Annotated in this window: 14 protein-coding genes; 5 read left to right on the top strand and 9 right to left on the bottom strand. The window is 64.3% G+C overall.

The genetic code is table 11. The features are described 5' to 3' along the window. Position 1: 1 nt before the first annotated feature. The 3 genes from FJ471_RS00425 to FJ471_RS00415 form a co-directional block, all read right to left on the bottom strand. Positions 2–1,360, bottom strand: a complete 1,359-nt coding sequence (locus tag FJ471_RS00425) for a pitrilysin family protein (RefSeq protein ID WP_140801200.1) — start codon at positions 1,358–1,360, stop codon at positions 2–4. A 130-nt stretch (positions 1,361–1,490) separates the two neighbouring features. After that, positions 1,491–2,045, bottom strand: a complete 555-nt coding sequence (gene rsmD / locus FJ471_RS00420) for a 16S rRNA (guanine(966)-N(2))-methyltransferase RsmD (protein ID WP_140801199.1) — start codon at positions 2,043–2,045, stop codon at positions 1,491–1,493. Then, on the bottom strand, positions 2,026–4,008 hold the full coding sequence (locus FJ471_RS00415; RefSeq protein WP_140801198.1) for a pseudouridine synthase: 1,983 nt from the start codon (positions 4,006–4,008) through the stop codon (positions 2,026–2,028). The genes rsmD and FJ471_RS00415 overlap by 20 nt, the downstream gene beginning before the upstream one ends. 179 nt (positions 4,009–4,187) lie before the next feature. On the opposite strand from FJ471_RS00415, the gene FJ471_RS00410 reads away from it, so the two are divergent. Beyond that, the gene (locus tag FJ471_RS00410) at positions 4,188–4,640 is read left to right on the top strand and encodes a nucleoside deaminase (RefSeq protein WP_140801197.1); all 453 of its coding nucleotides are present in this window, start codon (positions 4,188–4,190) and stop codon (positions 4,638–4,640) included. 21 nt (positions 4,641–4,661) lie between these two features. Here the strand turns inward: FJ471_RS00410 and FJ471_RS00405 are convergent, their stop codons facing one another. From FJ471_RS00405 to FJ471_RS00390, 4 genes are all read right to left on the bottom strand, one after another. Beyond that, positions 4,662–5,339, bottom strand: coding sequence for a hypothetical protein (locus FJ471_RS00405; RefSeq protein ID WP_140801196.1), 678 nt, complete (start codon positions 5,337–5,339; stop codon positions 4,662–4,664). A gap of 190 nt (positions 5,340–5,529) precedes the next feature. Beyond that, the gene (ileS, locus tag FJ471_RS00400; protein WP_140801327.1) at positions 5,530–8,493 is read right to left on the bottom strand and encodes an isoleucine--tRNA ligase; all 2,964 of its coding nucleotides are present in this window, start codon (positions 8,491–8,493) and stop codon (positions 5,530–5,532) included. 265 nt (positions 8,494–8,758) lie between these two features. After that, positions 8,759–9,559: a MipA/OmpV family protein gene (locus tag FJ471_RS00395; RefSeq protein ID WP_140801195.1), complete on the bottom strand. Its 801-nt coding sequence runs from the start codon at positions 9,557–9,559 to the stop codon at positions 8,759–8,761. 112 nt (positions 9,560–9,671) lie between these two features. Continuing rightward, positions 9,672–10,817 carry a glycosyltransferase family 4 protein gene (locus FJ471_RS00390; RefSeq protein ID WP_181179031.1) on the bottom strand — a complete coding sequence of 382 codons (1,146 nt, stop codon included), beginning with the start codon at positions 10,815–10,817 and terminating at the stop codon, positions 9,672–9,674. Positions 10,818–11,330: 513 nt separating this feature from the next. Between FJ471_RS00390 and FJ471_RS00385 the strand changes: the two genes are divergently transcribed. From FJ471_RS00385 to FJ471_RS00375, 3 genes are all read left to right on the top strand, one after another. Further along, positions 11,331–12,296, top strand: a complete 966-nt coding sequence (locus FJ471_RS00385) for a glycosyltransferase (protein WP_181179029.1) — start codon at positions 11,331–11,333, stop codon at positions 12,294–12,296. Positions 12,297–12,306: 10 nt separating this feature from the next. Then, positions 12,307–13,737 (top strand): glycosyltransferase family 1 protein, encoded by a 1,431-nt coding sequence (locus FJ471_RS00380; protein ID WP_140801192.1) that lies wholly within the window; start codon positions 12,307–12,309, stop codon positions 13,735–13,737. Positions 13,738–13,862: 125 nt separating this feature from the next. After that, entirely contained in the window at positions 13,863–14,417 is a 555-nt protein-coding gene (locus FJ471_RS00375) for an HdeD family acid-resistance protein (protein WP_140641117.1), read from the top strand. 103 nt (positions 14,418–14,520) lie between these two features. Here the strand turns inward: FJ471_RS00375 and FJ471_RS00370 are convergent, their stop codons facing one another. Then, positions 14,521–15,501 (bottom strand): bifunctional riboflavin kinase/FAD synthetase, encoded by a 981-nt coding sequence (locus tag FJ471_RS00370; protein WP_140801326.1) that lies wholly within the window; start codon positions 15,499–15,501, stop codon positions 14,521–14,523. A 31-nt stretch (positions 15,502–15,532) separates the two neighbouring features. Next, on the bottom strand, positions 15,533–16,393 hold the full coding sequence (locus FJ471_RS00365) for a TIGR01459 family HAD-type hydrolase (protein WP_140801191.1): 861 nt from the start codon (positions 16,391–16,393) through the stop codon (positions 15,533–15,535). Positions 16,394–16,689: 296 nt separating this feature from the next. On the opposite strand from FJ471_RS00365, the gene FJ471_RS00360 reads away from it, so the two are divergent. Next, positions 16,690–18,657 (top strand): pilus assembly protein, encoded by a 1,968-nt coding sequence (locus tag FJ471_RS00360; protein ID WP_140801190.1) that lies wholly within the window; start codon positions 16,690–16,692, stop codon positions 18,655–18,657. Positions 18,658–18,719 lie beyond the last annotated feature (62 nt).

Raw genomic sequence — 18,719 nt, 5'->3', positions numbered from 1 at the left:
GTCAATTCCCCGCCTGCTGCTGCGGCAGAAGATAGCCGGTGGTGGAACGATCGAGCACCAGATAGCGGGTAGCCACCGCCTTGACCTCATCGGCGGTCACCTTGCGGATACGGTCCGGCCATTCCTGAACGTCCTTGACATCGCCGCCCGTGGCAAGCGTCGAGCCATACATGTTGGCCATGTCGTCCTGCTTGTCGCGCGCAAAGATCATGGAGCGCACATAGCGGGTCTTTGCCCGCTCCAGCTCATCGTCGCTCACGCCGTCCTTGACGATATGGGCGATCTCGGCATCGACCGCTGCCTCGACGTCGGCAAGCTTGGCGTCGCCGCGCGGGGCGCCATAGACGGTGAAGTTGGTGGCGTCGAGCATGGTGCCCTGGAAGTAGGCGCCGGCCTCGGACGCGATACCCTGCTTGACGACGAGCTGCTGGTACAGCCTGCTGCGGTTGTCGCCGCCGAGGATCTCGGCAAGCAGGTCGAGCGCCTCCGCCTCGCCGGGCTTGGCCGTGTGATAGGACGGCACGACCCATTGCGTCGAAAAACTCGGCACGGAAACGCGCGCGTCGGTGAGCGTCACCGTGCGCTTGGTGTTCTGCTCCGGCTCCACGGGGCGGATGCGCGGCCGCAGGTCCGGGCCGCGGGCGACCTTGCCATAGGTCCTTTCGGCCATCGCCTTCACCGCGTCGGGATCGACGTCGCCGGCCACCACCAGCACGGCGTTGTTCGGCCGGTAGTAGGCGTCGTAGAAGGCTTTCGCGTCCGGACGGTTCAACTGCTCCATTTCCTGCATCCAGCCGATGACCGGAATGCGGTATGGCTGGTTCTGCCAGAGCGTCGCGTCGACCTCCTCGTCGAGCACCGCCTGCGGATTGCTGTCGATGCGCGAGCGACGTTCCTCCAGGATGACGTCGCGCTCGGTCTTGATGACATCGTCGGTCAGGATGAGGTTGCGCATGCGATCGGCCTCGAAGCCCATCATCTCTTCGAGCGCGGAAGGCGGCACCGTCTCGTGGAAGGCGGTGTAGTCGTAGGACGTGAAGGCGTTGTTGGAGCCGCCGATCTCGGACACGGCGCGATCGAACTCGCCTGCGGCATGGGTGGTCGTGGCCTTGAACATCAGATGCTCGAAGAAATGCGCGATGCCGGATTTGCCGGGCGGCTCGTCGGCGCTGCCGATCTTGTACCATACCATGTGCGTGACGATCGGAGCGCGATGGTCGGGGATGACAACCACTTCCATGCCGTTGTCGAGCAGGAAATCCTTGACCGCGCCGTCATCGGCCGCGCGGGCCGGAGCCGCGGCGAGCGCCAGCGTGCCGACAAGAAGCGCCGCTCGCAGCCCAATCCCCGTTGGTGTCATCAAGGTCTCCGGTTCCGGTTGCGCGACGATAGGCAAGGTTCGCAGGCGAGGCAAAGTGAATTGTTCGGCATTTTCGAGGCGCTTGTGCCTTTTCCTTCTTCCCTTGCGGAAGAAGGAAGACGCGCCTCGCTCACTCCGCCTCGACGAAGCGGATAATGGTTTCGCCGTAATTGCGTTCATCCATCACGGAAAAACCGGCGCCCGGTTCGAACGGCGCCGAGGCAGCCTCCTCGACGACGCAGAGCGCGCCAGGCAGAAGCCAGCCGCCGGTCTTGGCCGAGCGCAGCGCGCGCTCGCCGAGCCCCTTGCCATAGGGCGGATCGGCAAAGACCAGCCCGAAGGGCGAGATCGTACCGGCTTCGCCGAGATGCGTGGCGTCGCGGCGGAAGATCTTGGTGCGACCGGTGAGCCCGTAGGCCTCGACGTTCTCGCGGATCAGGCCTCGCCCCTCGGTCGATTCCTCGATGAAGACGCAGTAGGAGGCGCCGCGCGACAGCGCCTCAATTCCGAGCGCGCCCGTGCCGGCGAAGAGATCGAGCACGCGGCCGCCTTCGAGCTTTTCAGCGTAACGGTGCGCCAGGACGTTGAACACCGCCTCGCGGGTGCGGTCTGTGGTCGGGCGGATGGCATTGCTTTTCGGCGTCGCCAGCGGACGCCCACGGAATTCACCGCCGACGATCCGCATCGCCGCCCCTCTTCGGACCACGCGGCCTGTCGCCGCCATCGCCTTCCGGGCGCTCGCCGCGAGGCTTGCCGAACGGTTTCGCGCCCGGCTTGCCCTTGCCGCCCGGCTTATAGGATGCCTTGCGCGCCTTCGCCTCGGCAGCCCTGGCGGCATCGGCCTCCGCCCTTCCCTTGCCGATCGGCCGGGCGCCAGGCGCCATCCAGACATTGGCCTTGCGCTGACCCGGCGGCTCGATCGGCCGCTGCTCGCGCTCGGATTTCTTGCCGCCGAAACGGGGCTTGTCGCCGAAACCACCACGCGGCTTGTCACCGAAGCCGCCGCGATCGGGTTTCGGGCCGCGCTCGCCGAAGGCCTTGTCCGGCCCAAATGCCCTGTCAGGTTTTGTCGAGAGCTTGCTCAGCGCCTCGTCGCGGCTGCCTTCGCGGCGCTTGCGCGCCTTGATCAGCCCGCCCTCGCCGATCGGCCTGCGGTCGCCGTCGCGCGTGAATTTCGGCCGGTCGGCCTCTTCGTGGCGGGGTCCGCCGCCGCGCACCGGCTTGTTGGAAAACGGCTTCTGGATCTCGGCGTCGAAATTGGCGCCGGATTCCTCGATCAGCCTTTCGCCGAGCTGCTCGCGCAGCACCCGGCCCTTGATCTCCAGAACATGGCCCTCGGGAAGATCCTCGAGCTGGAACGGTCCGTAAGAGATGCGGATCAGCCGCGTCACGTCGAGGCCAAGCGCGCCCAGGATGTTCTTCACCTCGCGGTTCTTGCCTTCGCGGAGCCCCAGCGTCAGCCATGCGTTGGTGCCCTGCTCGCGGTCGAGCGAGGCCTCGATCGAACCGTAGAACACGCCGTCGACGGCGATGCCGTCGCGCAAGCCGGCGAGCGCGCTCTCCTCGACCTTGCCGTGGACGCGCACACGGTAGCGCCGCAGCCAGCCGGTGGCCGGCAGTTCGAGCACGCGCGACAGCCCGCCGTCATTGGTCAAAAGCAGCAGGCCCTCGGTGTTGATGTCGAGCCGGCCGATCGTCATCAATCGCGGCAGATCGGACGGCAGCACGTCAAAGACGGTCTTGCGGCCTTCCGGATCGCGGTTGGTGGTGACGACGCCCGCCGGCTTATGGAACAGGAAGAGGCGCGTGCGCTCGATCGGCGGGATCTCGGTGCCGTCGAGATGGATGACGTCGGAGGCGCTGACATTGAAGGCCGGCGAGTCCAGCACCTTGCCGTTGACCTTGACGCGGCCGGCCGCGATCAGTTCCTCGGCGTCGCGGCGCGAGGCGATGCCGGCGCGCGCCAACCGCTTGGCGATGCGTTCGCCGCTTTCCGGCGCGGCTTCCGCGGGACGCGGCCTCGGCCTGAAGCCACCCTCCGGCTTTCCGCCAGCTCCGCGCGGACGATCGCTGAAATCGCGCTTCGGCCGATCGGCGAAGTCGCGTGCCGGGCGGTCGCCGAACTCGCGCTTGGGGCGCTCGAAACGTCGTTCGCCCCGCTCGCCTTCGGCGGCCGCCGGCCGGTCGCCACGCGGTGCGTAAGGCTTGCGGCCCTCACGCTTCTCGAAGGGCTTGCCGTCGCGCGGCGGGCCTTTGCGGAACGGCCTGTCGCCACCTTCACCCATTTCACGCGGCTTGTGGCTGCGCTTGAAATCGCGGGCCGGGCGCTCGCCTTCGGCGGCCATCGGCCGGTCTCCGCGCGGTGCGTAGGGCTTGCGGCCCTCACGCTTCTCGAAGGGCTTGCCGTCGCGCGGCGGACCTTTGCGGAACGGCCTTTCGGCCCGCTCGGCGCTCTCGCCCGCTTCGCGCGGCTTGTAACTGCGCTTGAAGTCGCGCGCGGGGCGCTCGCCTTCGGCGGCCACCGGCCGATCGCGCTTCACAAACGGCTTCTTGGCACCGAAGCCCGGCTTGCCGTTGCGGTCACGCTGGTCCGCCGGTTTCGAGCCGCCTTTGCGCGGCCCGCGTGAAGATTTCTTGTCGTCGTCCATTACTTTGCTCGTCTTCGCCTGCTACGGCGTCGCGCGCCCTCGCGGACGCCAACGCAGGCAGTATCATCTTGATTTTGCGCATCCGGCGGCGCGGCAAAAACCGATTCCGGTTTTCAGGGTCTCGCGCTAGATAACAGGATCGCTCTCGGGTGGCGAGGCGTAATCGGAGTGGAAACCGCTTGAAACGACCGGATTTCATGGCCCTGGCGCTTGAAGAGGCCGAGGCGGCCGCCAGCCGCGGCGAAGTGCCGGTCGGCGCTGTTATCGCCAATGGCAACACGGTGATCGCGAAAGCCGGCAATCGCACCCGCGAGCTTGCCGATCCGACGGCGCATGCCGAGATGCTGGCGATTCGCGAGGCCTGCCGGGAGCTGGCCAGCGAGCGGCTGACCGGTCACGACCTTTATGTGACGCTGGAGCCCTGCGCGATGTGCGCCGGCGCGATCTCCTTCGCCAGGCTGCGGCGGCTCTATTTCGGCGCCGCCGACGAGAAAGGCGGCGCGGTGGTGAGCGGCACGCGCTTCTTCGCTTCGCCGACCTGTCACCATGCGCCGGACATCTATCCGGGGATCGGCGAAAGCGAAGCCGCCCTCATCCTCAAGGATTTCTTTCGCGAGAGACGGGAAACGTAGGCCTGCGCGGCCCGTTCCGACCTACAGGCCGAGCCAGTCGAACCAGCCGCCCTTCTTGCCTTCCGCCTGCGCCTTGAGCCGGCGCTCCTTCTTGTACTCGTCCTCGCCGAGCTCGTTCTGCGGCGCGTCGGCGGAGGCCTGGCGATAGGCAAGCGGCGGCTCGCTCAGATATTTGCGCGTGGTCGGGTCGCCCTGCTTCTGTTCCGCAAGGTTGCGCTGAATCGCGGCCTTGCGGGCGGCACCGCTGGAATCGTCCGGCGTCCAGCGCGGCGGATGGCTGGAGCCCGATTCGGCCAACGCCTTCTTCACCGCCTCGGGATCGGTCTGGATATCCTCGACTGCTTCCGGCTGGTAGTTTGGATCGTTCTGGTGCGCGGTGGCGTCGGCGCGGATGCGGGCGCGGCGCGCCTCCGGCGATTCGGGCCAGTCGGCGCTCGCCGTCTCGATGCTCTGCTGCGGCGGCGGCAGGCTTTCCTTCTGCCCGGGAGCGGGCTTCACCAAGTCGGGACGCGGCTTGTAGTCGATCGGATCTTTACGCTTCGGCGTGATCGAGGCAGCGGCGGAAACATCGTCGAAGAGCTGCGCGGCAGCCGTCTTGTCGGTTCCGTAGGTGGGCGAGCTCATGCAGCCCGACAGGGCGATGGCCGATACCACAAGCGGCGCGACCAGCACGGCGCGCGCAAACGTTCTGTCGGTCATGCCAAAAAGTCCCACTCTAACAGCCTTTCGGTCGCCACCGGCCAACGGCGCGGTCCCCTTCTTCCCCGCACTTGCGATGGAAATCCGGCGACAATTTGTCTTCCGGAGTGTCGCGTGTTTACCTCAACCACTTGTTAAGGGCAACGCACGGGCCGTTTCGGGCCGCCCGGCGTGGCACTTTTGCACCGGCTTATGAACGGCCAAGCGCCTTTAGCTCATGCAGCACGGCGGCGTCGCGGGCCGAGACGTCCGGAAATTCCGGGTCCTGCCCGACATCGGCGGTGTAACGCCAGGAGCGCGCGCATTTGACCAGGCCGCGATCCTCGGCTTTCTCCACCACCACCGCCACGCCCTTGACATCGTCGAGCGCGAAGGCGCCTTGCGGGGCCTTGCCGTGCTTGACGACGAGGTCGCTGGTGATCGCCATCTCGGCCATGTCGACATCGGCGATCGCGGCTTCCAGCGCCGCGTCGTCGAGCGTCACCACCGGCACGGCCTCGAGCGAGGAGCCGATCAACTTCTCGGCGCGCGCGATCTCCAGCGCGCCGGTGACGACGCGGCGCACCTGCCTCACCTTGCGCCATTTCTCGGCCAGCGCCTCGTTGCGCCAGTTCCGCGGGATCGCCGGGAACTGGTCGAGATGCACCGAGACGGCTTCCGGATGGCGGTCTAGCCAGGCTTCCTCGGTGGTGAAGGGCAGCATCGGCGCCAGCCACTTCACCAGGCATTCGAAGAGGTGGCGCACCACCTGCACGGCTGCCCTGCGGCGCAGGCTCGACGGCCCGTCGCAGTACAGCGCATCCTTGCGGATGTCGAAATAGAAGGCCGAAAGCTCCACCACCATGAAGTCGAGCAGCGCGCGGGTGATGCGCTTGAACTCGAAGGCGTCGTAGCCCTGGCGCACCACCTCGTCCAGCTCGGACAGCCGGTGCAGCATCAGCCGCTCCAGTTCCGGCATCGCCTCGACCGGCACATCCTGACCGTCGTCATGGGCGAGCGTGCCCAGCATCCAGCGGATGGTGTTCCTGAGCTTGCGGTAGGCGTCGATATTGGTCTGCAGCACGTTCTTGCCGAGCCGCTGGTCTTCCCAATAATCGGTCGTCACCACCCAGAGCCGCAGGATATCGGCGCCGGACTGCTTGATGACGTCCTGCGGCACGACGGTGTTGCCGAGCGACTTCGACATCTTGCGGCCTTCCTCGTCCATGGTGAAGCCATGGGTGATGACCGTGTCGTAAGGCGCCCTGCCCCTGGTGCCGCAGCTTTCGAGCAGCGAGGAATGGAACCAGCCGCGATGCTGGTCCGAGCCCTCGAGATAGACGTCGGCCGGCCATTTGAGGTCCGGACGGTCCTCCAGCGTGAAGACGTGCGTCGAGCCGGAATCGAACCAGACGTCCAGGATGTCCATCACCTGGTGCCATTTCGAGGCATCGTGGTTGCCGAGGAAGCGCGCCTTGGCGCCTTCGGCGAACCAGGCGTCGGCGCCTTCCTTCTCGAAAGCCTCCATGATGCGCTGGTTGACGGCCTCGTCCTTCAGCACATTGCCGTCCTCGTCGGCGAAGACGGCGATCGGCACGCCCCAGGCACGCTGGCGCGACAGCACCCAGTCGGGGCGCTCCTCGATCATAGCGCGGATGCGGTTCTGGCCTGCCGCCGGGACGAAGCGCGTGTCGTCGATCGCCTTCAGCGCGCGGCTGCGCAGCGTCGTGCCGTCGCCGAAGTCCTTGTCCATATAGACGAACCATTGCGGCGTGTTGCGGAAGATGACCGGCTTCTTGGAGCGCCAGGAATGCGGATAGCTGTGCTTCAGCCGGCCGCGCGCGAAGAGCGCGTTGCGCTTGATCAGCTCGTCGATGACCGCCTGGTTGGCGTTGCCCTTCTTGCCGTTGTCGTCGATGACGCGCGCCGCACCGCCCTCGCGTCCCGGACCGAAGCCCGGCGCATCCTTGGTGAAGAAGCCGGCATCGTCGACAGTGAACGGGATCGTGGTGTCGACGCCGCGTGCCCGAAGATCGGCGGCCGCTTCCATCCAGGCGTCGAAGTCCTCGCGGCCATGGCCGGGCGCGGTGTGCACGAAGCCTGTGCCGGCATCGTCGGTGACATGCTCGCCCGCAACCATCGGCACGGGGAACTCATAGCCGCCGCCGAGCCCTTTGAAAGGATGCGAGAGCGTAAGCTTCCCAAGCTGTTCGGCCGAGACGCTGTGAAGCCTATTCAAGGTGACCTTGGCCTTGGCGGCACATTCCTCGGCCAGCGCGTCGGCAAAGATCAGCTTCTCGCCGGGCTGCGGGCCGAAAGCGTTCTCGGCCGCCGTCACCTCATAGAGGCCATAGGCGATGCGCGGCGAATAGCTCACGGCGCGGTTGCCGGGGATGGTCCAGGGCGTGGTCGTCCAGATGACGACATGGGCCTCGACCAGGTCGAGCGCGGCTCCATCCAGCGCCGGCGCGGCGCCGGCGACCGGCTGGGCGAGGCTCGCGACCGGGAACTTCGCCCAGATCGTGTCGCTCTCATAGTCCTGATACTCGACCTCGGCCTCGGCGAGCGCGGTGCGCTCGACAACGCTCCACATCACCGGCTTGGAGCCGCGGTAGAGCTGGCCGGACATGGCGAATTTCAGCAGTTCGCCGGCGATGCGCGACTCGGCATGGTAAGCCATGGTCGTATAGGGGTGGTCGAAATCGCCGATGACGCCGAGGCGCTGGAACTCGCCGGCCTGGACCTTGATCCAATGGGCGGCGAAGTCGCGGCATTCCCTGCGGAACTCGTTGACCGGCACCTCGTCCTTGTTCTTGCCCTTGGCGCGGTACTGCTCCTCGATCTTCCATTCGATAGGCAGGCCGTGGCAGTCCCAGCCCGGCACGTAGTTGGCGTCATAGCCGCGCATCTGGAAGGAGCGGTTGATGACGTCCTTGAGGATCTTGTTCAGCGCATGGCCGATATGGATGTTGCCGTTGGCGTAGGGCGGGCCGTCATGCAGCACGAACTTCTCGCGGCCTGCGGCCTCCTCGCGCAGCTTCTTGTAAAGGTCCATGTCCTCCCAGCGCTTGACCAGGCCAGGCTCCTTCTCGGGCAGCCCGGCGCGCATCGGGAAATCCGTCTGCGGCAAATAAAGCGTCTTGGAATAGTCGATCGTCTCAGCAGTGTCGGTCATCGGGATGTCGGTCATTGATCTGCCATCTGCGTTGCCCGGCGGCGGAAAGCCCGGGCGTTGAACCAGCATTTTCTTGAAAAAGCGCGAGGGGCGCGCGCGAAAACTCCCGGCGGCTCCAGCGGCGCTCAGGCCGCCCGGAACACCGGGCCCGTAATTCGTATCGCGATCGCGAAAAGGCGCGAAAAGCTCGTCATGGCGTGGCTTTTAGCGGATGGCGCGGCAGGAATAAAGCACGGATTTCGAGGGCTAGCGCCGGTTTTGGTGCCTACATCGTGAAATTGAAGCGGTAGGTGGTCGACACGCCGAACATCCACTGGTTGCGGTCGCCGCGCTCCTTGACCAGGCTGGAATCGGCTGCCGGCCCCATCAAGCGCGAATATTCGGTGAAGACGCTCGCCGTCATCGGCTCGGTCACTTTCCAGGTGATCGCGCCACCGAGGCCTGTCGACTTCACGCCGCCGCCTGGATGATATTCGCTGAGCCCCGATGCCGCCGCCTCGGTGGCGTTGACGCCGTAATAGGCATCAAAATAGTTGGACGAGGCGAAGGACACCCGCGGCCCGCCCGAGACGCGCACCGTCGGCGTGATGTCGTAAAAAGCGTCTGCCGCGATGTCGGCCACGAAGCCGTTGTGGGAGCGGATGCCATGCCGCAACTCGGCGCGGGCGCGCAGCCAATCCAGCGGATAGAACTCGAAGAAGCCGCCCACCTCACCGCCGAAGCGCACCGGGTCGAGGCCTTGGAGCTCGTCCTTGCTGGTGCGATGGAACAGGAACTTGCCGGTCAGACCGGCGCGCACGGAGCCGTCGTCGATCAGCGCCAGCGAGATGTTGTCGTTGCGCGAGGTGAAGCGCGCCTCTGGGCCGACCTTGCCCAGCGAGATGATCGGCTGGGCGCTGAACATATATTTCTTGCCGCCCTCGAAATTCGGCGCGACCAGGCCGGTGGCGCCGAGCGTCAGGTACCAATCGCCGGATATCCAGCTGCCGCCTTCGCCCGCCTGGGCGACAGGCGCGGTGAACAGGCCCAAGGCGACGGCCAGAGGAATCTTCCCGACAATACGCATCGTCACCCCTTACGCGAAACAGGCCGGCAACACCACCTGCCGACGCTCCAGCCATGCCGTGCATTCGGTAAAATTTGACTTAAAATCGGTAACATCGGAACCGACTGGCCAACTAGGCGACACGCCGGCTGCGGCGGAACGTCTCTATCAGGTCGCAGGCCGCTTCCAGTCCGCCGGTAAGCGAGTTCGATGCGCCGTAGGCAAGAGCCGCCTCGCGCCATTGGCCCCGGATCGCCGGGTTGCCGGCCTTCTGAATCACCTGCCGCCAGATTTCGGGATCGTCGCGATTGGCCACAACCAGTCCGGCACCGCTGGCCTCGACATATTTTGCATATCCGCAAGCGTCCGAGGCAATGACCGGCAGGCCGTTCGCAAGCGCCTCGAGGATCACCGTGCCGGTATTTTCCAGGCGAGCCGCGTGCATCATGAAATCGCTCGCAACCACGATCGCCGGGATATCCTCCTGGATGCCCAGCAGGGTAACCCGTTCCGACATGCCGAATTTGGCAATCATGCCGCGAAGCCGCGTCTCTTCCTCGCTATTCTTCCGAAGACCGGCGATCAGCCAGTGGATTCCCGGAAACGGTTGCAGGGCCTTCACCGCCCGGTCGAGACCCTTCACCTTCAACCTGTTGGCGATGGTCAAGGCGATGACCGCCTCGCGCGGAAGCCCGAAACGATCGCGGATTTCATTGCGGTCGACGGCCAGCAGCTCCGGTCTGCGGCGTTTCGGATCAAGCGTTGGCCCGACGACGTGAATGCGGGATTCCTCGGTCCGCCAGAAGCCGCGGTAGAGCGCTGCCTGCTGTTCGCTGAGCGCAATGATCTGCACGGCGTTGCCGGGAGCAAAGATCATCGATTCGAGGTTCTGCTGGCGCATGAAACGGGGGGAAAACGGCCGCCACCACCCGAGCTTCGACGCAAAATAAGGCGGGTCGCCGGCATAGTAGATATCCAGGCCCGCCATCTTGTTGAAACCGACGACGCAGTCGAAGTCGCGCCTGGCTGTCTGCACGGTCCTTCCCAACGCATATTCGGTGCCCGGGTTGGAAAGGACCCGTGCCGGATGGACTTTTATCGTCGCCGAACTCTCGACATGACCCACCTGACGGGTTGTCAGGATCGTCACGTTATGGCCTCGGCCGACCAGTCGCTCACTGATGTTGAGACAATCCCTTTGCAGCCCCCCGTTCATGAAGAGGGCAGAGATTGCGCAGCAGATTCTCATCACATTTTCCAGAGCGCCGCCTACCCCCAAAGTCAGATCGGACGGAGAGATCTCCGGGTGCGCCCCAGACTTCCCCATACAAACAAACACAGCCGGGCGCTCAAATGTTGGTCGTGTTGAAAAGACGAATATGCTGTATATAGCCGGTTATCAAGAGACCTGGATGCTGTCGCGTTCGGCCTTTCCCCAAAAGCCGACTCGAGCGCGCCGCGCGGGATCGATGCAGGCCCGAACGCGGTGCCGCAACGGCCGATAACCGCATTCGCCGTCTTGCCGAGGATCGAGTTCAGACGGACCTGTTGCGGATGGCGGGGAAGCTGGCTCCATAAAGTCGGCCTCGACGGCGACCTTTCTTCGAAGGCCAAGAGGGCGCGTATCGGTCGTGCGACTGCTCGCCCCGCCCTTGAGGTCGCGCTCGGATCGGCCGGACAGAGAAAATTGACAGTCGACAGATCGACGGAACTTTGAAATTGGAGTTTCGAGACCAGCCTGCCGACAATCCAACGGCCATTGAGACGGTCGATCATTGCAAGGAACATTCTATTGCCGACGGTAAGCGTGATCATTCCGGTGAGAGACGGCGCGCAATATGTCGGCGAAGCCCTGCAAAGCATCCTGGACCAGGATCTGGCGGATATCGAAGTCATCGTCGTCGACGATGGATCCCGCGACAACAGCGCGGCGATCGCGACGTCGATCGGCGAGCGCGACGGCCGCGTCAAAGTTGTCGCCAACAGCGGCAAGGGGATCGTCGATGCGCTGAACATGGGGATTTCACTCGCGCGGGCCCCTCTCGTGGCGCGCATGGATTGTGACGATGTCTCGCTGCCCGACAGGTTGCGCCTGCAGGTGGCGTGTTTCGAGGCGGATGCCGATTTGCAGCTGCTCGGTACGGCGGGATTGCAGATCGACCGGGACGGAAACCTGTTGAGGCCGATCGACGTGCCTGTCGGCGACAACCCGTTGCGGGACGCGCTCGCCAGATACAATCCCATGCTTCACCCGACGGTGATGTTCCGGACCGAGGCCGTCCGGCGCGCGGGAGGCTACCGCCGCGCCTTCACCTATGCCGAAGACTACGATCTATGGCTGCGGCTTTCCGAGACGGGGAAACTGACCAACATGGGTGCGCGACTGGTTAAGCTGAGATCGCATCCGGGACAGGTATCGCGTGTGAAGCAGGATCAGCAAAAGGCGGCCGCGGCATTGGCCAGGCAGTCGGCGCTGCTGCGTTGCCATCGCGCCGAGCCCTTCGATGCGAACGGCCAACCCGCGCAGGCCATCGCAAGCTTTCTGGCATCGCGCGCCGCCACGGGGGTCGGCATCTCCAGCCAGGAAAGACGCGACATCGAGTTGCTGTTGCGAACCCCGGAGATACCGATGGCCGTCACCTGCAGGCTGCTGCTCCTCGCGGCTGTCGGCGCCCCCTCCTTCAGGACGTTCGCGTTGGGACCTCGACTGGCCTGGCGCAGGATGATCGCGTGCTCGCCAAGAATGCGGCTCAACTGATGCGGCCCGAATGATGCGTCTTGTCGTCGATCTCTCGAGCATGGTGCGCTGGCTCGGCCCTCCTGTCGGCCTGGTCAGCGTGCAACGCCACTACGCGGCCGCGGCGGCCGCATTTAAGGCCTCCGAGGTGGCATTCACGGTGTTCGACCCGATCGAGCGGGCCCTTAGACAGGTTTCGCCTGGTATGGCGGCGGAAATCATCGCCGGCGACATTTCGTGCGACATGAGCTTTTATCCGGACCCGGCCCGCATCAAGATGCGTTTTTACGATCGCTGGCCGAACTGGGCGCGGCGGTTGCTGATGGCGATCATAAGACCGCGCCGTATCCTGATAACCGAGATCGGCGCGTTTGGCCGACGCAATCCCGGCAGCCCTTTTCTTCGTTTCCTCGAGCGGATCGAAAGCCGGCTGATGAAGGAAAACGAGCGGCGGCAAGTCGCTCGCGAGGACGGTTCACGCGCCCGCATCGTCCCGCTCAGGACGGTGGCCGGCAACGAATACAATCTTTCGCCCGGCGACCATCTGCTGTTGATGAACAACGACTGGGCGCATACCGATATCGAGGTCATTTCGCGCGAGGCGCGCTTGGCCGGCGCAAAGCTGGTCGTGCTTTTGAACGACATCATTCCGATCCAGTTTCCCGAATGGTACAAGCCGCACGACGTCAAGAGATTCACGGACTATGTGAATCTGGCGGTCGGCCTGGCGGACCGCTTCATCCTGACGTCGAGGCGCGTCACCACTGACGTCGAGGACTATGCCGCCAAGCTCGACGTCCGGCTGCCGGAGCTAAAACAGGTTCCTCTCGGCTGCGACAGCGCCCGCAAATCGAAGGCGGACGGCCGCCTGCCGGACGGGCTCGATACGGATCGCTATATCCTGTTCGTTTCCACCATCGAACCGCGCAAGAACCATTCGCTGCTGATGGACGTCTGGAGGCGCCTCGTCCTGGACGGAACGATCGCGCGTAGCGGCATGAAGCTGGTTTTCGTCGGTCGCAGCGGCTGGATGGTCGACGGGGTCCTGGCGAAGCTTCACAGTCATCCCGACTACGGCAAGAGCCTTGTCCATCTCGACAATGTCGATGACGCAACGTTGTCCCTGCTTTACCGCAACAGTGCGTTTTGCGTGTATCCGTCGCTGTATGAAGGATATGGGCTGCCGCCCGTCGAGGCGCTGGCTTACGGAAAGGCGCTGATCGCCTCTACGGGCGGAGCCATCGCCGAAGTGGTCGGCTCGTCGGGACTGTGCCTCGATCCGCTCGACGTCGAAGGATGGGAAAACGCCATGCGGGAGTGGATCGCCTCGCCCGCGGCCCGTGCTCCGTACGAAGCGAAGGCTGCGGAATTCGTGGCGCGAAGCTGGGAGCAGGCCGGCCGGGAGACGCTGGAGGCGACGCTTGCGCCGTTCGCGGACGAAGTCCGGCCATCGCGACAATGACCGCGTTACGGTCACGGACAGCCGGCCGGCCGCGGGTTCGGCCCGTGTTGCTGGACGGACAATGCGGTTGGGTCTAGCTTCCTTTCGCCGCACGACCGGTGGTGAATTTCGAGGGAGATGAAACCATGACTCTGCCAAGCGACGCTCTCAAGGACGCGATCGGCCAGACGCGGGACAAATGGGGATGGTTCGTGGCGCTCGGCGTGCTGTTGCTGATCTTCGGCGGCATCGCCTTCGGCAATCTGTTCATCGCCACCGTCGCCTCGGTCTATGTCGTCGGCTGGCTGATGCTGATGGCAGGGGTCATCGAGATCATCCACGCCTTCGGGGTCAAGACCTGGGGACGTTTCTTCTACTGGCTGCTGAGCGGCCTGCTCTACGCCGTCGCCGGCTTTTTCGCCTTCGACAACCCGTTGCTCGCCTCGGCGGTACTGACGCTGCTATTGGCCATCGCGCTCGTCGCTTCGGGCCTTCTGCGATCCTGGGTGGCCTTCAATCACCGGCCGCAGCAAGGCTGGGGATGGCTGCTCGCGGCCGGCATCATCACCATCCTGCTCGGCCTGATGATCGCCATGGGCTGGCCGGTAAACAGTCTCTGGGTGCTGGGCATTTTCCTGGCGATCGACCTGGTGTTCCAGGGCTGGAGCTTCATCGCCATCGGGCTGGCGCTGAAGCGATAGTCCTCGCCTGCAGCCGGGAAGGTTTGACACGGCTAGGCCCGGCGGCTTTGCCGTAACCTCCCGTCAGGAATTGCCCCACGTTTCACCGTTTCCGTGAAACGATCTAGAACGCGATCTGGGCGTCCAGTTGCGAGAGTGGGCGCACGCCCGCCAGCAGCGCCCTCGCCTCGGCCTCGTCCTTTTTCATCTGTGCCACCAGCGCGTCGAGGCCATCGAATTTGAGTTCCGGGCGCAGGAAGCCGAAGAACGACACCTGGCAGTTCTGGCCATAGAGATCGCCGGAAAAATCGAAGACGTATGTCTCGAGCAGCGGCGCGCCATTGTCGTCGACGGTCGGGCGGCGGCCGAAGCTGGCGACGCCATCGTGAAGCGTGCCGTCGGCGCGACGGAAGCGGACGGCGTAGATGCCTTCCTTCAAGGCCGCTTCCGGCGAAAGCCGCATGTTGGCGGTCGGGAACCCGAGCGTGCGGCCAAGCTGCTGGCCGCCGATCACCTTAGCCTCGACGGTGAAACGGTAACCGAGCAGGCCGGCGGCCTCCTCCACGTGACCTTCGGCAAGCAGCCCCCGGATGCGGCTCGACGAAACCACCTCCGCGCCCTCGTCGCGAAAGGCGTCGACCAGCGTCACGCCGAAGCCGTGCCGTTCTCCGGCCGCCATCAGAAAGGCCGGGCCGCCCTGGCGGTCCTTGCCGAAATGAAAGTCGAAACCGGTGACGGCGTGGCGGATGCCGAGGTTCTTCTCCAGCACGTCGGTCACGAAAGCCTCGGGCGAGAGCGAGGCAAAATCGCGCGTGAACGGCTGCTCGACCAAAGCGACAAAGCCAAGTCCGGCGAGCAGCCGCGCCTTCATCGGCGGCGGCGTCAGCACGAAGAGCGGCACCTCCGGCCGGAAGACCTTGCGCGGATGCGGCTCGAAACTGAGCACCAAAGCGGGCACGCCATTGCGGCGGGCTTCGGCCAGCGCGCGTTCCAGGACGGACTGGTGACCGCGATGGACACCGTCGAAATTGCCGATCGCCACGACGCCGCCGCGCAGATGCGCGGGCAGCGGCGCGACCGCCGAAAGACGTTCGAAGGCTTGCATCATGTCGAGGCGCCCGTCATGGCCAGACCACCTATTGCAGACGCGGAATGACGGCAACCGGCTGGTAGCCGTGCTTTTCAAGGAAGCCAGCCAGCCTTTCGGGATCGGGGCGGAGCGGATCGCCATAGTCGCGAGCGTGGATGCCGCCCGAGACATAGAGCACGTCGAAGCCATTGTCGGCCGCGCCCTTGACATCGGTCATCATGCCGTCGCCGATGGCGAGAACCTCTGAGCGCTCGACGGCACGGCCAAGAACGGCGGCGACCTCCTTCATGGCGACATCGTAGATCGGCGCGAAGGGCTTGCCGGCAATCAGCGTACGCCCGCCAAGCTGCGCATAGTCGCGGGCCAAGGCGCCGGCGCACCAGATGGTGCGCTCGCCACGCTCCACCAGGATATCCGGATTGGCGCAAATGAACGGCAGATTGCGGGCGCGCAGCCGCTGCAGCAGCTCGGCATAGTCGGCGGGCTTCTCGACCTCGTCGTCATAGAGGCCCGTGCAGACAACGCCGGAGGCCTCGAATTCCTCGACGAGATCGACGTCGAGCCCGTCATAGAGCGTGAAATCGCGGTCGGGGCCGATATGGAAGATCTTCCTCGGACCATCGGCGATCAGGTCGCGGGTGACGTCGCCGGACGTGACGACCCGGTCGCAGGCATCGGCGGGGACGCCGATGACCTTCATTTGGGCGACGACGTCGGCGCTGCGACGCGGAGAATTGGTGATGAGCACGACAGGCACGTTGGCCGCGCGTGCCCGGGCAAGCGCCGCGGCGGCAGGCGGAAAGTGCCATTCGCCATTGTGCACTACGCCCCATACGTCGCACAGGATGGCGGCGTAGCGCCCCGCCAGATCGTCGAGCCCAGCGATGATGTCAGGCGAATCCGCCATGCCGTGTCCCTGATTTGGTCTTGAGGCGCCTAGCGCTGAAACGGATTCCAGCGACGCGCTCCTGGTCTTGTCTTGATGCAAAGCCAAGGCTCCGCGGCAGTCGGCTCCGCATAACCGAAGCGCTTCATCCTGTCACTCGCTTTCCGACATCGACCTTCGGCGGTTTGTCGGGTGCACAGGGTTAATGCCCCGTCAAGGGGGCCGGGCGATCTTGCTGCTTTCGGGAGGGCTAAAATTTAACGATTTATGATCATGCTGAACCAGAAACTATAGGATCTTGGCGGGGGCTAAGGGCATTGATCCGCAAATTTTTACGTGACAGACGAGGCAACTATGCCTTGATGACGGCCATCACGATGATACCGCTGATGGGCGGCGTGGCATTGGCGATAGACTATACCGAGTTGGTGCGGCAAAAGCAGGAAATGCTGAATGCGCTGGACGCCGCTGGCATTGCGACAGCGCAGCAGATCGTCTCCGGTGTTAGCGACGACGCCGTAAAAGCCTACGCCAAGGATTTCTTCGAGGCCAATCTGAGACACGTTCTCCCGGCAAACACGACCTTGACGGTTACCTTACCCAATAACAACGCCGGCGGCGGCACGCTGAAAATGCAGGCGACGCTAAAATATCGCCCCTACTTTCTGCCGGCAGCCGCCATGCTGCTCGGTAAAACTGCCGGCGAAACCGACATCAACGTCGTCGCGACGTCCGAAATCCGGTTAAAGGATACGCTTGAAGTTGCGCTGGTGCTCGACAACTCCGGTTCGATGTCGACCCTCGGCTCCGGGACCGGCCAGAAACGTATCGATCTGCTGAAGAACGCGGCCAAGCAACTGGTCGACACGCTGGCCGCGCAGGCTCAGCAGATGAAGCAGGTCAGCAAACCAGTGCAGTTTTCGCTGGTTCCGTTCTCCGCCTCCGTCAATATTGGCCCGACACATGATCAGGATGCGTGGATGGATCTAAATGGCGTCTCGCCAATCCACCACGAGGATTTCGACTGGTCGACGATGAACGCCGCCAACGATCCCAACAAGTATGTCGAGAAGGCCGGCGGCATATGGTACAAACGCGGTGATGGCTGGGGAGACACCAAGGGTCAGGCCATCACCCGTTTCAGCCTCTATTCCGACATGACCGTCGAGTCCGACCGCGAAACAGTGCAGCCTCCGAAGCAGTATGTCTGCGACGTCACCAAGAAGGACGGCACCTGCAGCAAAGGCCATTGGGTCACTCCGTCCCCGACATACGTCTACACCACGAGCCGCTATGCGAGTTGGCAGGGATGCGTCGAGGCCAGGCCCTATCCATACAACGATGACGACACCACGCCTACGACATCCAATCCCGCTACGCTTTTCGTGCCGATGTTCGCATCCGACGAGGCCGGCACATTGTGGCGCGACTTCAATCGCGACGGCGTCAATGACGTCAGTAGCGCCAGCTATGGTTACAGCAACAACTGGTGGGCCGACTGGCCGTACTCGCCCAACCCGACGGCGTCGCAGCGCCAGTCCGACATGCGCAAATACTTTCTGGTAAAGCCCTACGGGTCGGCTTCGGCGAGTGCCGGCGACGGTCCGAATGCGGCCTGCACCACCAGTCCGATCACTCCGCTTAAAGACGTCACGGCGGCGGCTGAAAAGCAGGAGTTGGACGACGCCATCGACGACATGGCGCCGACCGGCAACACTAATGTGCCGGAAGGTCTAGCCTGGGGCTGGCGAACCGTGTCCAGCAATGAGCCCTTCACCGAGGGACGACCGAATACAGAAAAGGGCAACGATAAAGTCGTTATCGTCCTGACCGACGGCGCCAATACCTATAGCGCCATCAGCGATTCCGGCTATGCCAACAACCGGTCCACATACGCAGCTTACGGATATACCGGGCTGACTTACCCCGGCTCAGGCAGCGTTACGCGCCTGTTCATGAACACCAGCAGTGCCGTTCCGAAGACCACCTATACCGACAGCAACTATACCGCAGCGCTCGACGAGAACATGCAGACCCTGTGCGCCAACGCCAAAGCTGCCGGGGTCATAGTGATGACTGTCTCGCTCGATCTGGTCGACACCAAGACCGACGAAAAGAAAGCCATGGCTGCTCTTAAGGCCTGCTCGTCGGACTCGCGCTTCCGCAAGGATCCGACCGATCCGAGCAAGCCGGCGAAGCTGTTCTGGAACTCGACCGGCGCCACGCTGTCCGATGACTTCAAGGCGATCGGCAACGAATTGTCGAACCTGCGCATCGTCAGCTGATCTGCTCGGACAAACGATCGACGACGCCCGCCCGCAAGGCGGGCGTTTTTCATCGTGGCCAT

Source organism: Mesorhizobium sp. B2-7-1 (assembly GCF_006440735.1).
Taxonomy (GTDB): domain Bacteria; phylum Pseudomonadota; class Alphaproteobacteria; order Rhizobiales; family Rhizobiaceae; genus Mesorhizobium.
This window is presented reverse-complemented; position numbering and strand designations above follow the sequence as displayed.

Coding starts and splice junctions, on each gene's coding strand:
- FJ471_RS00380 (WP_140801192.1), top strand. CDS start 12,307: ATGATGCGTCTTGTCGTCGATCTCTCGAGCATGGTGCGCTGGCTCGGC.
- FJ471_RS00395 (WP_140801195.1), bottom strand. CDS start 9,559: ATGCGTATTGTCGGGAAGATTCCTCTGGCCGTCGCCTTGGGCCTGTTC.
- FJ471_RS00405 (WP_140801196.1), bottom strand. CDS start 5,339: ATGACCGACAGAACGTTTGCGCGCGCCGTGCTGGTCGCGCCGCTTGTG.
- FJ471_RS00370 (WP_140801326.1), bottom strand. CDS start 15,501: ATGCAAGCCTTCGAACGTCTTTCGGCGGTCGCGCCGCTGCCCGCGCAT.
- FJ471_RS00415 (WP_140801198.1), bottom strand. CDS start 4,008: ATGGACGACGACAAGAAATCTTCACGCGGGCCGCGCAAAGGCGGCTCG.
- rsmD (WP_140801199.1), bottom strand. CDS start 2,045: ATGCGGATCGTCGGCGGTGAATTCCGTGGGCGTCCGCTGGCGACGCCG.
- FJ471_RS00375 (WP_140641117.1), top strand. CDS start 13,863: ATGACTCTGCCAAGCGACGCTCTCAAGGACGCGATCGGCCAGACGCGG.
- FJ471_RS00425 (WP_140801200.1), bottom strand. CDS start 1,360: ATGACACCAACGGGGATTGGGCTGCGAGCGGCGCTTCTTGTCGGCACG.
- ileS (WP_140801327.1), bottom strand. CDS start 8,493: ATGACCGACACTGCTGAGACGATCGACTATTCCAAGACGCTTTATTTG.
- FJ471_RS00365 (WP_140801191.1), bottom strand. CDS start 16,393: ATGGCGGATTCGCCTGACATCATCGCTGGGCTCGACGATCTGGCGGGG.